The organism is Antribacter sp. NEAU-D49 (assembly GCF_057158775.1).
Genome location: NZ_JBXTSN010000001.1, coordinates 106395 through 119173, shown reverse-complemented (window position 1 = coordinate 119173; position 12779 = coordinate 106395). Strand labels below are relative to the sequence as shown.

The window sequence follows — 12779 nt, the reverse complement described above, 5'->3', positions numbered from 1 at the left end:
TTCCCACGTCGGCCCGGGTCGCGGCCCGCGCTTTCCACAGGGTGACGAGCGCCGGGAGCGTCACGCGGGCGGGTGAACCATGGACGAACCGGCCCATCCCTCGTCCGGTTTCCCCGCCCGCGCGGTGTCACCAGGGCTGCGATGCCTACACTGTCCCCGCACGGGAGGATTCGTCCTGCCGTCGTACAGAAGCCGGTTCGAGGAAGGAGCGGTGGCGGGTGTCGACCACCAAGCAGCGCGAACGAGTCAACGCCGCGAAGCGTCAGGCCAAGTGGGCGGAGCGTCAGGCGAAGGCGCGGGCGCACCGTCAGCGTGTCTGGACGATCGTCGCGTTCGTCGCCGTGATCGCCGTCGTGGGCACCATCGCGATCGCTGCGGTCGTGTCGTCGCCCGACCCCGCCGGGGACGACGCCGCGGCCGGGACCAGCGCCTGCCCCGCAGGCTCCACGGACCCGCGCGAGGGCTACACGCTCGCCGCCCCGGAGGCCGCCGAGGGCCGCACCTGGACCGTCATCCTGCAGAGCTGCTCCGGTGACGCCGAGGGCGACATCACGCTCGAGCTCGACGGCGCGGCCGCGCCGCAGGCGGTCGCCAGCTTCGTGACGCTCGCCCAGCAGGGCTACTTCGACGGGACGCAGTGCCACCGCCTCACGACCCAGGGCATCTACGTGCTGCAGTGCGGCGACCCGACGGCGACCGGCTCCGGCGGCCCCGGCTACACCTTCGGCCCCGTCGAGAACGCCCCGGCCGACGACGTCTACCCCGCGGGCACCGTCGCCATGGCGCGGGTCGGCAACGACGGCGAGTCGATGGGCTCCCAGTTCTTCCTTGTCTACAAGGACTCGACCATCCCGTCCGACTCGGCGGGTGGTTACACAGTGTTCGGCAAGATCACGTCCGGCCTGGACTTTGTCCAGGCAGTCGCTGACGTGGGAGTGGAAGGCGGCGCCTCCGACGGCACCCCGGCCAACCCCGTCACCATCGAAGGAGTTGAGACCCAGTGAGCGAGAGCACCGAGCGCGAGGCGTCCGGTCGCGTCAAGGACGCGGCCGCAGCCGAGCCTGAGGAGACGGCCGAGACTCCGGAGACCCCCGCAGTCGAGGCTGAGCCCTCGGTGCCCGACGACGCCACGGTCGCCACCGCGACCGCCGTCGCCGAGGAGGACGTCGCCGACGAGCCCGCACCCGCGGCTGAGGTGGCGTCCGAGGTCGAGACCCCTGAGGCCGAGAACACCGTCGAGGAGCCCGCCGCCGAGGAGTCGGCTGCCGAGGAGCCCGGGGCCTCTGCCGAGCCCGACGAGGCGGAGGAGAGCGACGCGGACGAGTCCGCTGACTCGCCGGACTCTGCCGACTCGGCTGACTCTGCCGACTCGCCCGACTCCCCGGACTCCGCCGACTCCCCTGACGAGGAGTCCTCCGGCGAGGAGTCCTCCGGCGAGAGCGACACGCCGGCCGAGGAGCCCGCCGCCGCCGAGCCTCCGGCCGAGGAGCCCGCCGAGGAGCCCGCCGAGCCCGCCGCCAGCGCGGCAGAGCCGGCGGATGCTCCTGAGGAGCCCACGGCCGCCGAGGAGCCGGAGCCGGCCGCCGAGGCGACGCCCACGGCGGCCACCGCCGGCGCGGCGCCCGCCGACGCCACCCCGACCGAGCCCGAGACCGAGCGGACCGAGCCCGTCGTCGCGCAGGCAGCACCGGCCACGGCCCCTGCTCCCGCCCGCCCGGCCGTGCCCTCCCCCGCAGCCCTGGCCCGCCCGCGCGCCCCGAAGCCGTCGGCGGTCCGCCCGTCGGCTCCCGCCGCCGCGCCGGACGCCGCGTCGGCTGCCGCCCCGGCGGCCCCGGTCGTGGTGCCCGCCGCCGCTGACGCCGCCGCGGCGGCGGAGGCCCAGACGTTCGGCCGGGTCGACGACGACGGCACCGTCTACGTCCGCGAGGCCGCGGGCGAGCGCGCCGTCGGTCAGTTCCCCGGGGTGAGCGCGGAGGAGGCCATGAGCCTCTACGTGCGTCGCTACCTGGACCTCGCGGCGAAGGTGGGCCTGTTCGAGGCCCGCCTGGAGAGCGCGGACCTTTCGGTCAAGGAGATCGACCAGACCCTCGCCAAGCTGGCCGAGGAGACCGCCGAGCCTGCCGCCGTCGGCGACCTCGACGGGCTCCGTGCCCGGGTCGAGGCTCTCCGTGGCCGTGCCGCCGAGCGCCGCGCGGCGCTCGAGGAGGCCCGCGCCGCCGCCAAGGCGGAGGCCGTGGCCGCCCGCACGCAGATCGTCGAGGCCGCCGAGCGGATCGCTGAAACGGACCCCGCCAAGATGCAGTGGCGTCCGGCGGGCGAGGAGCTCCGCAGCCTGCTCGACCGCTGGAAGGAGACCCAGCGGACGGGTCCGCGTATCGACCGCGCCACGGAGGAGTCCCTCTGGAAGCGGTTCAGCCACGCGCGCACCACGTTCGACCGCGAGCGCCGGCACTACTTCGCAGACCTGGAGCAGCGCAACTCCGCCGCGAAGATCGAGAAGGAGAAGCTGGTCGCCGAGGCCGAGGCCCTGTCGACGAGCACCGACTGGGGCCACACCGCGGGCGTCTACCGCGACCTCATGGCGCGCTGGAAGGCGGCCGGGCGCGCGTCGCGCAAGGACGACGACGCCCTGTGGGCCCGCTTCCGGGCGGCTCAGGACGCGTTCTTCACGTCCCGCGACGAGCAGAACGCCGCGCTGGATGCTGAGTTCGGCGAGAACCTCAAGGTCAAGGAGGCTCTCCTCGCCGAGGCCGAGCGCCTGGTGCCGGTGAAGGACCTCTCGTCCGCCAAGGCCGCCCTGCGCGACATCCAGGAGCGCTGGGAGCAGGCGGGCAAGGTTCCGCGGGGTGACGTGCAGCGGGTCGAGGGGCGCCTGCGCGCCGTCGAGACGGCCGTCCGGGACGCCGAGCAGGCGCAGTGGAACCGCAGCAACCCTGAGACGCGCGCTCGTGCCGAGGGGGCCGCTGCACAGCTCCAGGCCGCGATCGAGTCGCTCGAGGCCGACCTGGCCAAGGCTCAGTCGGCGGGTGACAAGCGCAAGGTCGCCGAGCTCGAGTCGGCGCTGGCCGCCCGCAAGTCGTGGCTGGAGCAGGTCGTCAAGGCCGCCGAGGACAGCCGCGGCTGATCCCTCGTTCGTCCACAGGATGCCCGGCCGTGCTCAGCACGGCCGGGCATCGTGCGTCTAGGGTCGGTCCGTGATGCTCGCGACCCTGCTCGACCCGGCGTCCGGGCCGCCCCTGCGTGTGGTCGAGCCGGACCACGTCGGCGGCCGTGCGGCGTGGGCAGACCTCCTCCGCGCGGGCGCGCTGGACCTCCTGCACGACGACGCGGCGGTCCCGCGTGGCACCGTCCTGACAGCGGTCCACCGAGCGCTCGCCCTCGCCGCCGTCGTGCCGCCTCGCTGTGTCCTCGCGGGCCGGTCCGCCGCCTGGGTGCACACGGGGCTGTACAACGGCCGGCCCGTCGTCCGGCTGCCCCCGGGCACGGCAACGGAGGTGGCCTATCCGCTCGGCACCCACCACCCGGCGCCGCGACCGGGTCTGCACGTGCACCAGGCGCCACGCCTTCAGCGGGACACGGACCGCGTCGCGGGGGTCGCCGTCATGTCGCCGGTCCGGACCGCTGTCGAGGTCGCCTGCCGGGTGCCGCACCCCGAGGCCGTCAGGCTCCTGCGCGGGCTGGCGCGCGCCGGGGCGGACCTTCGTCTCGCGGCCCGGCTGCTGGAGCAGCGGCAGCGCGTCGTCGGGCGGCCTGCGGCGCGCCGGGCGCTCTCGGCGGCGGTAGCGGCGCTGCCCGGCTAGTTTGGCTCCATGGCGACCAAGACTCCAGCCGTCGAGCTCGACGTGGCCGGCCGCACCGTGCGCGTCTCCAGCCCGGACCGGGTCGTCTTCCCGGACCGGGGCCTGACCAAGCTGCAGGTCGTGGAGTACTTCGTCGCGGTGTCCGACGGGATCACCGGCGCGCTGCTGCACCGTCCCACCACGCTGGAGCGCTGGCCCAAGGGCTTCTTCGACGGCGCGGTGATGTCCACCCGGGCCGACAGCCACGGCGACGCCTTCTACCAGAAGCGCCTCCCCCAGGGTGCCCCCAACTGGGTGGAGACGGCGACGATCGCCTTCCCCAGCGGCCGGACCGCCGACGAGGTGTGCCCCACGGAGCCGGCCGTCGTGGCGTGGGCCGCCAACCTGGGCACTCTCACCTTTCACCCGTGGCCCGTCCGCCGCGACGACGTCGAGGCCGTGGACCAGCTCCGGATCGACCTCGACCCGCAGCCGGGCACGGCGTTCGCCGAGGCGGTCGCCGTCGCCCCGCACCTGCGGGAGCTGCTGACGGAGCTGGGGCTCACGGGCTACCCCAAGACGTCGGGTGGCCGGGGCCTGCACGTGTTCGTGCCTCTCACGCCGGGCTGGTCGTTCACCCAGGCCCGGCGCGCCACCATCGCGATCGGCCGGGAGCTGGAGCGGCGCCTTCCCGACCAGGTCACGACGAAGTGGTGGAAGGAGGAGCGGGGCGAGAAGATCTTCGTCGACTACAACCAGATGGCCCGCGACCGCACCATCGCGTCCGCCTACTCGATCCGTGCGAACAAGCGGGCCACGGTGTCCGCGCCGCTCGAGTGGGACGAGGTGGACCAGGTCCACCCCGACGACTTCGACGTCACCACCGTGCCGGCGCGCCTCGCCGAGAAGGGCGACCTGTACGCGGCCCTCCGCGCCGACCGCGACCCGTCGCTCGACTGCGACCTGCGCCCTGCCCTCGATCTCGCCGACCGTGACGAGCAGGAGCACGGCCTGGGCGACCTGCCGTACCCGCCCGAGTACCCCAAGATGCCGGGCGAGCCGAAGCGGGTGCAGCCGAGCCGTGACAAGGACCGGCCGAAGGACTGACGACTCCTCAGCCGCCCGCGAGCGTGGCCAGGGGCGCGCCCGGGAGCAGGTCGCCCAGGTCGTACGACACCGGTTCCTCGAGCTGCTCGTACGTGCACGACGCCGGCTCGCGGTCGGGCCGCCAGCGCTTGAACTGGGCCGTGTGCCGGAACCGGGTGCCCTCCATGTGGTCGTAGCCGACCTCGAGCACCCGCTCGGCCCGCAGCGGCGTGAACGACAGGTCCTTCCCGCTGCTCCACCGCGACACCGCCCCGGGCCGGCGCTCCTTCCCGTCGGCGGCGGCGGGGTCCTGCCAGTCCGCCCACGGGTGCGCGTCCGCGGCGGCCGTCCCCGGCTCGACGACGAGCGGCGCCAGCTCCTCGATCAGCGCCGCACGCCGCGCCGCGGGGAAGGAGGCGGCGACACCCACGAACTGCAGCTGACCACCGTCGTCGAACAAGCCCAGCAGCAGCGATCCGATCAGCGGCTTGGCCTCCGTCGAGGTCTTGTGCAGCCGGTAGCCGGCGAGCACCACGTCGGCCGTGCGGGCGTGCTTCACCTTGAGCATGGTGCGCTTGTTGGCCTCGTAGGGGCCGTCCAGCGGCTTCGCGACGACGCCGTCGAGCCCCGCGCCCTCGAAGGAGCCGAACCACTCGCGGGCCACATCGGCGTCGAACGTGCGCGGGGTGCGGAACACCAAAGGTCCGGTCAGCCCCAGACCGTCCAGCACGTCGAGCCGCTCACGGAGAGGCCGCGCCGAGACGTCGTCGTCGGCCAAGGCCAGGACGTCGAAGACGACGAACGCTGCGGGCGTCTGCTCCGCGAGGAGCCGCACCCGTGACGCCGCAGGGTGGATGCGCTGCGAGAGCAGCTCGAAGTCGAGCCGGGCTCCCCCGTCGCCCGCGCGGGCGATGACGATCTCGCCGTCCACCACGCACCGCTCCGGCAGAGCCTCACGCACCGCCTCGACGACGTCCGGGAAGTACCGCTCCATCGGCTTCGCGTTCCGCGAGTCGATGCGCACGCTGTCGCCGTCGCGGTACACGATCGCGCGGAAGCCGTCCCACTTGGGCTCGTAGACGTACGACGGCGGCCCCTCACCCTGGTCGGGCACGCTCGCCACCGAGCGGGCCAGCATGGGCAGGACCGGGGGCAGCACCGGCAGGTCGAGGTCCGCAGTCATGGCCCCGATGCTGCCACCGGCGAGGGGCCGAGGCGAGTGCTCGCGGCCTCCCTGGCTCGGGGAACCGCCGTCAGCGGCGGGGAGCCGTGAGCGTGACGGGGAACGGCTGCGTCAGGTCGACGGACTCCCCCGGCGAGACCTTGGCCACCACCTCGTACGACTCACCGGCGAGCGCGTAGACCACCACGGACCCGTCCAGGTCCACCCGCCAGTACGCCGGGATCCCGGCCTCGGCGTACGCGACCAGCTTGTCGCCCCGGTCGGTAGTCACGGTCGACCGGCTCGCCACCTCCACGACGAGCTCCGGACGGACGGCGTTGTACTCGACGTCGGCGAGCACTACGCCGGGAGACAGGACCGCAATGTCGGGGACGAACCGGTTCTCCCCCAGCGCGATGCCGATCTCATAGAGCACGTCCCAGCCCTTCGGCACGCCCGTGAGCAACGTGAAGAGCATGTCCCTGGCCACCGTCTGGTGGCCAGCCTTGGCAGGGGGTGTCACGAGCAGCCTTCCGTCGACGATCTCGTACAAGTACCCGTCCGGAAGATGCTGCAGGTCGGCCTCGGTCCAGTCCGTCTTCAGCGGGTTCAGCAGCTCTGTCATCGCGCCACCTCCTTTCGGGGTACAGGTATCAGTCTCGCCCGTCGCGGGCAATCCCGCCCGTCGAGACCTAGACATCTACACCGGGAGCTGCGGGCGCTCCGCCGCCTTGGTGCCCGTGATGCGGTGGACGTCGAAGACACCGTCGACCTTCCGCACGGCGGCCAGAACCGTCGCGAGGTGCGCCGGCTCGGCCATCTCGAAGACGAACCGGGAGATCGCCAGGCGGTCGCTCGAGGTGGAGACGAAGGCCGAGAGGATGTTGACGTGGTTGTCGGAGAGCACCCGCGTCACGTCGGAGAGCAGGCGGGCCCGGTCGAGGGCCTCCACCTGGATCTGGACCAGGAACATCGTGTTGGCGCCGGTGGTCCACTCGACCTCGACAAGGCGCTCGGGCTGCTTCCGCAGCCCTTCCAGGTTCACGCAGTCGGAACGGTGCACGCTGACGCCCTGACCGCGGGTCACGAAGCCGACGATGTCGTCGCCCGGCACCGGCGTACAGCACTTCGCGAGCTTGACCCACACGTCGTTGCTGTCGGACCCCTTGAGGGCCACGCCCGGATCGCCCGCGCGGATGCGTCGTGTCGGCGTGCCGAAGGCGGGACGGGCCGCCTCGGCCATGTCCTCCTCGGCGCCGTTCTCGCCGCCGAGGGCACGGACCAGCTTCTCCACCACGTTCGCGGCCGAGACCTGCCCCTCGCCCACCGCCGCGTACAGCGCCGACACGTCGGGGTAGCGCATCTCGTCGGCGAGGCCGACGAGCGTCTCGTGCGACATGAGGCGCTGGATCGGCAGGTTCTGCTTGCGCATCGCCTTGGCGATGGCCTCCTTGCCGGTCTCGACGGCCTCCTCGCGGCGCTCCTTGGTGAACCACTGGCGGATCTTGTTCTTGGCCCGCGGCGACTTGACGAACGCCAGCCAGTCGCGCGACGGGCCGGCGGTCTCCGACTTGGACGTGAGGATGTCCACCACGTCGCCGTTGTCCAGCGACGAGTCCAGCGGCACGAGGCGCCCGTTGACGCGCGCGCCCATGGTGCGATGGCCCACCTCGGTGTGCACCGCGTACGCGAAGTCGACGGGCGTGGCGTCCGCCGGGAGGGCGATGACCTCGCCCTTCGGCGTGAAGACGTAGACCTCGTCGCCGCCGATCTCGAACCGCAGCGAGTCGAGGAACTCCGCCGGGTCGGCCGTCTCACGCTGCCAGTCGACGAGCTGACGCAGCCACTTCATGTCCTGGTTGCGCGGGTCGTCGTTCTTGGGTGCGCTGCTCCGCGCGCCCTCCTTGTACTTCCAGTGCGCCGCGACGCCGTACTCCGCACGCCGGTGCATGTCGTGGGTGCGGATCTGGATCTCGACGGGCTTGCCGCCCGGGCCGATGACCGTCGTGTGCAGCGACTGGTACATGTTGAACTTCGGCATCGCGATGTAGTCCTTGAACCGGCCGGGGACCGGGTTCCACCGCGCGTGCATGGCGCCGAGCGCCGCGTAGCAGTCACGCACCGAGTCCACCAGGACCCGGGTGCCGACGAGGTCGTAGATCTCCGCGAAGTCGTGGCCGCGCACGATCATCTTCTGGTAGATCGAGTAGTAGTGCTTGGGCCGGCCCGTCACCGTCGCCTTGATCTTGGCCGACCTCAGGTCGGACTCGATCTGCGCCTTCACCACGTCGAGGTACTCGTTGCGGGCGGGCGCGCGCTCGGCCACGAGGTGCACGATCTCGTCGTACACCTTCGGGTAGAGCGCCTGGAAGGACAGGTCCTCGAGCTCCCACTTGATGGTGTTCATGCCCAGCCGGTGGGCCAGCGGGGCGTAGATCTCGATGGTCTCGCGCGCCTTGCGCTCCGCCGACTTGGAGGGCACGTACTTCCAGGTGCGGGCGTTGTGGAGCCGGTCGGCGAGCTTGATCACGAGCACGCGGATGTCGCGCGCCATCGCGACCACCATCTTGCGGACGGTCTCGGCCTGGGCGGAGTCGCCGTACTTGACCTTGTCGAGCTTGGTCACGCCGTCCACGAGCAGGGTGACCTCGTCGCCGAAGTCGGTGCGGAGCTGGTCGAGCGAGTACTCGGTGTCCTCCACCGTGTCGTGGAGCAGCGCGGCGGCGATGGTGGTGCCCTCGAAGCCGAGCTCCGCCAGGATCGTGGAGACCGCGACCGGGTGGGTGATGTAAGGGTCGCCGCTCTTGCGCATCTGCCCGCGGTGCGCCTTCTCGGCAATCACGTAGGCGCGCTCGATGAGCGAGACGTCGGCCTTGGGGTGGTTGGAGCGCACGGCCTGCAGCAACGGCTCGATGGCCGCCGTCGAGGCCCCCGAGCCCGCACCGCGAACCCCCAGGCGCACCAGACGGTTGCGCACCCGGACGCCCGTGCCCGGGGTGGGTACGGCGGGAGTCTGACGGCCCTGCGGACCGGAGCCCGGGTCACCGCCGGACGGCGCGCGCGACACCGTGGTGTTCTCTGACATTGCGCGCCTCCTTCTGCCTGGGACGACTGCCGGAACGGCAAGTCTAGCCCCGGGACCTCTATTCCCCGGACGACTCCACTCGCAGGAGCGTATCGACGTGGCGTCCGTCCAGCCTGTCACGGCCGCGGAGCGCCGCGAGCTCGAGCAGGAAGGCGAGCCCCGCAACCACGCCTCCGCACTGCTCCACGAGGCGGGCGGCGGCCTCGGCCGTGCCGCCCGTCGCCAGGACGTCGTCCACCAGGAGAACGCGGGAGCCGGGGGCGAGTGTTCCCGAGCGCAGCTCGATGGACGCGGAGCCGTACTCGAGGTCGTACTCGACCCGCTCGGTGGGCGGAGGCAGCTTGCCGGCCTTGCGCAGCGGCAGGAACCCGACGCCCAGCTGCACCGCGAGCGGGGCGCCGAGCAGGAAGCCGCGGGCCTCCATGCCGGCCACCACGTCGACGCCCTCGGCCGTCGCCAGACCGGCGAACGCGTCCACCACGTCGGACAGCGCCGGGCCGTCGGCCAGCAGCGGCGTGATGTCCCGGAACATGATCCCTGGCAGGGGGAAGTCCGGGACGTCGGCGATCAGGGAGCGCACCGACGCCGCCCTCTCCGGCCCGAGGCCGGAGAGGGCGGCGACTGAGATGTCGTCGGTCAACGCGACCTCAGCGACGACGCCGCGGCTGCGCCGTGTGGCCGAGGTGCTGGCCCGGCACGAGCTGGGCCGAGCCGGCGGCGACGGCGGCGAGGGTCTCCTCGTCCGCGCCACCCTCGACGAGGCCGGCCCGCGCCTGGAGCACCTTCTCCGTGTGCGCGGCGATCTTGGGCTCACGGATCCGCAGGGCCACGTCGAGCGGCGTCGCCAGGAAGATCGACGACGCGGCACCCACCGCGATACCCACGAACAGCGACAGCGAGATGTCGCGCAGCGCGCCGGCGCCCAGCAGGAAGCCGCCGACGAACAGGATGCCCGCCACCGGGAGCAGCGCCACCACCGACGTGTTGATCGAGCGCACGAGGGTCTGGTTCACGGCCAGGTTGGCCCGCTCGGCGTACGTGCTGCGCGTCTGCTCCAGCACGCCCTGGGTGTTCTCGCGCACCTTGTCGAAGACCACGACCTTGTCGTAGAGCGAGAAGCCCAGGATCGTCAGGAAGCCGATGATCGTGGACGGCGTGACCTCCCAGCCGACCACCGCGTACACGCCCGCGGCGATGAGCAGGTCGGCCAGCATGGCGACGATCGCGGCGACGGACATCCGCCACGCGCGGAAGTAGATCGCCATGAAGATCGCGACCGCGACGACGAACGCGATGACACCGAGAAGCGCACGCTGGGACACGCCCTCGCCCCACGTGGGGCCGATGAACGCGCTGGTGATCTGCTCGGACCCGTTCACGCCGTAGGCCTCGGCGAGGGCCTCGGCCACCGCGTCGGTCTGCTCGGCCGTGAGCTCGGCGGTCTGGACGCGCACGGCGTCCTGACCGACGCTGGTCACGCGCGCCTCGTCGTTCGGCACCACCGACTGCACCGCCTCGACGGCGAGGTCCTGGTCCTTGGTGGTGACACCCGAGACGGTGAACTCCGACCCGCCGCGGAAGTCGATGCCGAGGTTCAGGCCCTGGAAGACCAGGACGAGGACCGAGGCCACGGCGAGCACACCGGTGACGACGAACCACCGGCTGCGCTTCTGGACGATCGGGTACGACCTGCGACCCGTGTAGAGGTCGTTGCCCCACTGCGCGAAGCTGCGGCCGGCCATCAGTGCTTCTCCTCGTTCTCGTCGACGGGCGCGTCGGCCTGCTCGGCCGCCGCCCGGCGCTCGGCGGCACGCCGCTCCGCGATCGTCATCCTGCGCCCGTCCGGGCCGCTCTGCGGCAGGCCCTGCGGGGCGATCCCGGCCATGGCCGGCTCCGGGACCTGCTCCTCGGCGGGGGCGTCCTCCACCGCGGCGGGCGCGGTGGACCGGGAGCCCGTGGCGACCCGGCCGGCACCGACGTACCGGGTACCGGCGACCTGGAGGCGGTCGGGCGAGAGGCCCGACGCCGGGTGGCCGTCGCGGAAGAACTTCACCTTGGAGATGAGCTCCATCACGGGGTGCGTGAACCAGAACACGACCATGACGTCGATGATCGTGGTGAGACCCAGCGTGAACGCGAAGCCCTGCACACCGCCGACCGTCATGTAGTACAGGATCACGGCGGAGAGCAGGTTCACGCCCTTGGCCGCCAGGACGGTGCGGCGGGCGCGGTCCCAGCCGCGCTCCACGGCGACGCGCAGCGTACGGCCGTCACGCAGCTCGTCACGGATGCGTTCGAAGTACACGATGAACGAGTCCGCCGTGAAACCGATGGCCACGATCAGACCCGCGACACCCGGCAGGGACAGGCGGTAGCCCATGCCCCACGAGAGCAGCGCGATGGCGGCGTAGGTCATGACACCGGCGACCACGAGGGACGACACGGTCAGCAGGCCCAGCGTGCGGTACTGGAACATCGAGTACACCACGACCAGCAGCAGGCCGATGAGGCCGGCGAAGAGGCCGCGCTGCAGCTGCTCCGAACCCAGCGTCGCCGAGATCTGCTCCTGACTCTGCACCTCGAACGTGAGCGGCAGCGAGCCGAAGCTCAGCTGGTTGGCCAGCGTCGCGGCGCTCTCCTGCGTGAACGAGCCCGAGATCTCCGCGCGGCCGTCGTTGATGATGACGCCCGGCGACAGCGACGGCGCGGACACGACCAGGCCGTCGAGCGTGATCGCGAACTGGTTGCGCGGGCTCTCGAGCCCCTGCAGGCGGGTGGTCGTCTCGGCGAACTGCTCGGTGCCCTCGCCGTTGAACTGCAGGTTCACGGCCCACTCGTTCGTGACCACGCCGTTGGCGCCCGTCTTCAGGCCCGAGCTCGCGTTCGTCAGGTCGGTCCCGTCCACCTCGACGGGGCCCAGGATGTACTTCAGCGTGCCGTCCTGGGAGCACGTGACGAGCACCTTGGCGGGGTCGTCACCGCCGCCGCCCTTGAGGTTCTCGGGGTCGGTGCAGTCGAGAGCGGTGAACTGCTCCTGCACGGAGGGCGTGATCTGCGCGAGGTCGCTGGGGTCCGTCGCCGTGACGGGCTCCTCCTCGGCCGGGGCGCTGGCCTCCGCGGACGGGCTGGCCTCCGCCGAGGGCGCGGCGCTCGCGTCGGGGGCCGGGCTCGCGACGGCAGCGTCGGGAGCCGGGGCCGCGCTCGCGTCGGCGGACGGGGCTGCGCTGGGGTCGGCCGACGGGCTGGCCGACGGCTCCGGTGCCGCCATGCCCACGTCGTACGTCAGCACGGGCCGGAACTTCATCTGCGCGGCCTTGCTGATGAGCGCGATCGTGTCGTCGTCCACCTCGCCGGGGATGCCGACGACGATGTTCTCGCCGCCCTGGCTCGCGATCTCCGACTCGGAGACGCCCGAGGAGTCGATGCGCTGGCGGATCACGTTGATCGCCTCGTCCAGGGCCTCCGCGGTCACCTCCGAGCCGTCGGTCGTGACGGGCTTCAGGATGACCTGGGTACCGCCCTGGAGGTCGAGCGCGAGGCCGGGGGCCAGGCTTGCGCCGTCAGGATTCTCGCTCGAGCGTGGGTCGAGCTGCACGCCGGCAAGGAGCGCGCCGAAGGGCAGCAGGATCGTCAGGACCGTCATGAGGACGATCGTGCGAACCGGCCG

At 72.2% G+C, this 12779-nt stretch carries 10 protein-coding genes; 4 read left to right on the top strand and 6 right to left on the bottom strand.

Going from position 1 to position 12779, the window contains the following annotated elements:
* The first annotated feature begins 218 nt into the window (after positions 1-218).
* From AC060K_RS00520 to ligD, 4 genes are all read left to right on the top strand, one after another.
* A complete protein-coding gene (locus tag AC060K_RS00520) occupies positions 219-1004 on the top strand; it encodes a peptidylprolyl isomerase (RefSeq protein WP_483763484.1) in 786 nt (261 codons plus the stop codon).
* Entirely contained in the window at positions 1001-3124 is a 2124-nt protein-coding gene (locus AC060K_RS00515) for a DUF349 domain-containing protein (RefSeq protein ID WP_483763483.1), read from the top strand. Before AC060K_RS00520 ends, AC060K_RS00515 begins: the two co-directional genes overlap by 4 nt.
* A gap of 70 nt (positions 3125-3194) precedes the next feature.
* Positions 3195-3800 (top strand): hypothetical protein, encoded by a 606-nt coding sequence (locus AC060K_RS00510; RefSeq protein ID WP_483763482.1) that lies wholly within the window; start codon positions 3195-3197, stop codon positions 3798-3800.
* 9 nt (positions 3801-3809) lie between these two features.
* Complete coding sequence (ligD, locus tag AC060K_RS00505) at positions 3810-4886, top strand: non-homologous end-joining DNA ligase (RefSeq protein ID WP_483763481.1); 1077 nt, start codon at positions 3810-3812, stop codon at positions 4884-4886.
* 7 nt (positions 4887-4893) lie between these two features.
* Here the strand turns inward: ligD and AC060K_RS00500 are convergent, their stop codons facing one another.
* The 6 genes from AC060K_RS00500 to secD all read right to left on the bottom strand — a co-directional run bounded on the left by AC060K_RS00500 (position 4894) and on the right by secD (position 12755).
* Entirely contained in the window at positions 4894-6048 is a 1155-nt protein-coding gene (locus AC060K_RS00500; RefSeq protein WP_483763480.1) for an ATP-dependent DNA ligase, read from the bottom strand.
* A gap of 70 nt (positions 6049-6118) precedes the next feature.
* Positions 6119-6652: a Uma2 family endonuclease gene (locus AC060K_RS00495; protein WP_483763479.1), complete on the bottom strand. Its 534-nt coding sequence runs from the start codon at positions 6650-6652 to the stop codon at positions 6119-6121.
* A 75-nt stretch (positions 6653-6727) separates the two neighbouring features.
* Positions 6728-9112, bottom strand: coding sequence for a RelA/SpoT family protein (locus AC060K_RS00490; protein ID WP_483763478.1), 2385 nt, complete (start codon positions 9110-9112; stop codon positions 6728-6730).
* A 58-nt stretch (positions 9113-9170) separates the two neighbouring features.
* Positions 9171-9752 (bottom strand): adenine phosphoribosyltransferase, encoded by a 582-nt coding sequence (locus AC060K_RS00485; protein ID WP_483763477.1) that lies wholly within the window; start codon positions 9750-9752, stop codon positions 9171-9173.
* A gap of 7 nt (positions 9753-9759) precedes the next feature.
* Positions 9760-10854 carry a protein translocase subunit SecF gene (secF, locus tag AC060K_RS00480; protein WP_483763476.1) on the bottom strand — a complete coding sequence of 365 codons (1095 nt, stop codon included), beginning with the start codon at positions 10852-10854 and terminating at the stop codon, positions 9760-9762.
* Positions 10854-12755 (bottom strand): protein translocase subunit SecD, encoded by a 1902-nt coding sequence (secD, locus tag AC060K_RS00475; protein ID WP_483763475.1) that lies wholly within the window; start codon positions 12753-12755, stop codon positions 10854-10856. Before secD ends, secF begins: the two co-directional genes overlap by 1 nt.
* Between the last annotated feature and the right edge of the window lie 24 nt (positions 12756-12779).